The organism is Albidovulum sp. (genome assembly GCF_049646345.1).
GTDB lineage: Bacteria > Pseudomonadota > Alphaproteobacteria > Rhodobacterales > Rhodobacteraceae > Albidovulum.
In genome coordinates, this window is the sequence record NZ_JBARVQ010000662.1 from 1 (window position 1) to 1,618 (window position 1,618).

General features: G+C 66.2%; 3 protein-coding genes. All 3 read left to right on the plus strand.

Translation table 11 applies throughout. The annotated features are described in order from the left end of the window. A partial coding sequence (locus WBB85_RS17350; protein ID WP_432639850.1) for an SDR family NAD(P)-dependent oxidoreductase occupies nt 1-698 on the plus strand: 698 nt, incomplete at its 5' end. Further along, nucleotides 695-1,129: a MarR family winged helix-turn-helix transcriptional regulator gene (locus WBB85_RS17355; protein ID WP_432639851.1), complete on the plus strand. Its 435-nt coding sequence runs from the start codon at nt 695-697 to the stop codon at nt 1,127-1,129. The genes WBB85_RS17350 and WBB85_RS17355, both read left to right, overlap by 4 nt. Continuing rightward, the coding region (locus WBB85_RS17360; RefSeq protein WP_432639852.1) for an enoyl-CoA hydratase-related protein at nt 1,126-1,618 on the plus strand (493 nt) is incomplete at its 3' end. The genes WBB85_RS17355 and WBB85_RS17360, both read left to right, overlap by 4 nt.

Below are 1,618 nucleotides of genomic sequence, written 5' to 3' on the forward strand. Positions count from 1 at the left end.
CCGGGGCGGGGGCCGACCTTGCGCGCGGTTTCGCGGGGGCCGGGGCCGAGGTCGTAATTGCGGGACGCAGGCGGGACCCGTTGGAAGATGTGGCGCGGGGCAATGGCGGCATTCGCCCCATTGTCGCCGATGTCACGGATGAGGCCTCGGTCACCGCGATGTTCAAGGCGGCCGGACCCTGCGACATCGTGATCGCCAATGCCGGCGCGGCGGATAGCGCGCCCTTCGCCAGGACCACGCTCGACCAGTGGAACGCGATGATCGCGGTGAACCTGACGGGCGTGTTCCTGACGCTGCGTGCCGGGTTGTTGCAAATGCCGGGCTGGGGGCGGCTGGTTTCCATCGCCTCGACCGCCGGGTTGAAAGGCTATGCCAGGATCGCGCCTTATGCGGCGGCCAAGCACGGCGTCATCGGCCTGACGCGCTCGCTGGCGCTGGAGGTTGCGCGCAGCGAGGTGACGGTCAATGCGATCTGCCCGGGTTTCCTCGACACGCCGATGACGGATGTGACGATTGCGGTGATCCGGGAAAAGACCGGCCGGACCGCAGCAGAGGCGCGCGCCGCACTGGAGGGGATGAGCCCGCAAGGCCGGTTGATCCAGCCATCCGAGGTCACGGCCACGGCGCTCTGGCTCTGCGGTCCGGGATCAGAGGGCGTGAACGGGCAGGCCATTGCGATCAGCGGGGGCGAGATATGAGCGATCTTTCCAAACGGCGGCTGAAGGCATGGATAAGGTTGCTGGGGGTGACCCGCGCCGCTGAAAACCATCTGCGCGAATATCTGCGGGTGAACCATGCGACCACATTGCCGCGCTTTGATGTCATGGCCGCACTTTACCGGCGGCGAGACGGGGTGACGATGTCGGAACTCAGCCGGATGCTGCTGGTGTCGAACGGCAATGCGACCGCGGTGGTGGACCGGCTGGAACGCGAGGGTCTGGTGCGCCGCACGCCGTCCGAGGCTGACCGGCGTACCGTGCATGTGGCGCTGACACCCGAGGGCCTGACACAGTTCGAAACGCTGGCGGCGGAGCATGAGGGCGAGATCGATCGGCTTTTTGCGGCGCTGAGCGAAAGTGATCTCGACACGCTCACCGACATTCTCAAACGCGCGCGGGGGCAGGCATGACCGAACTTGCGGGTCTCAGGCCCGAACACTTCCTCTGGAGCGTCACGGACCGGGTCGCGACGATCCGGCTGAACCGGCCGGAGCGGAAGAACCCGCTGACATTCGAGAGTTATGCTGAGCTGCGCGATACGTTCCGGGCGCTGGCTCATGCCACGGATGTCGATGTTGTCGTGCTCGCGTCGAATGGCGGCAATTTCTGCTCGGGAGGCGATGTGCATGAAATTATCGGGCCACTCGTGGCGATGGACATGAAGGGGCGGCTTGCCTTCGCCCGGATGACCGGGGATCTGGTCAAGGCGATGCTGCATTGTGGCAAGCCGGTGATCGCGGCGGTGGACGGTATCTGCGTCGGGGCCGGGGCGATCCTTGCCATGGCGTCGGACCTGCGGCTGGCGACGCCTTCGGCGAAATGCGCATTCCTTTTCACCCGCGTCGGTCTTGCGGGCTGCGACATGGGCGCCTGTGCCATGCTGCCCCGCATCATCGGGC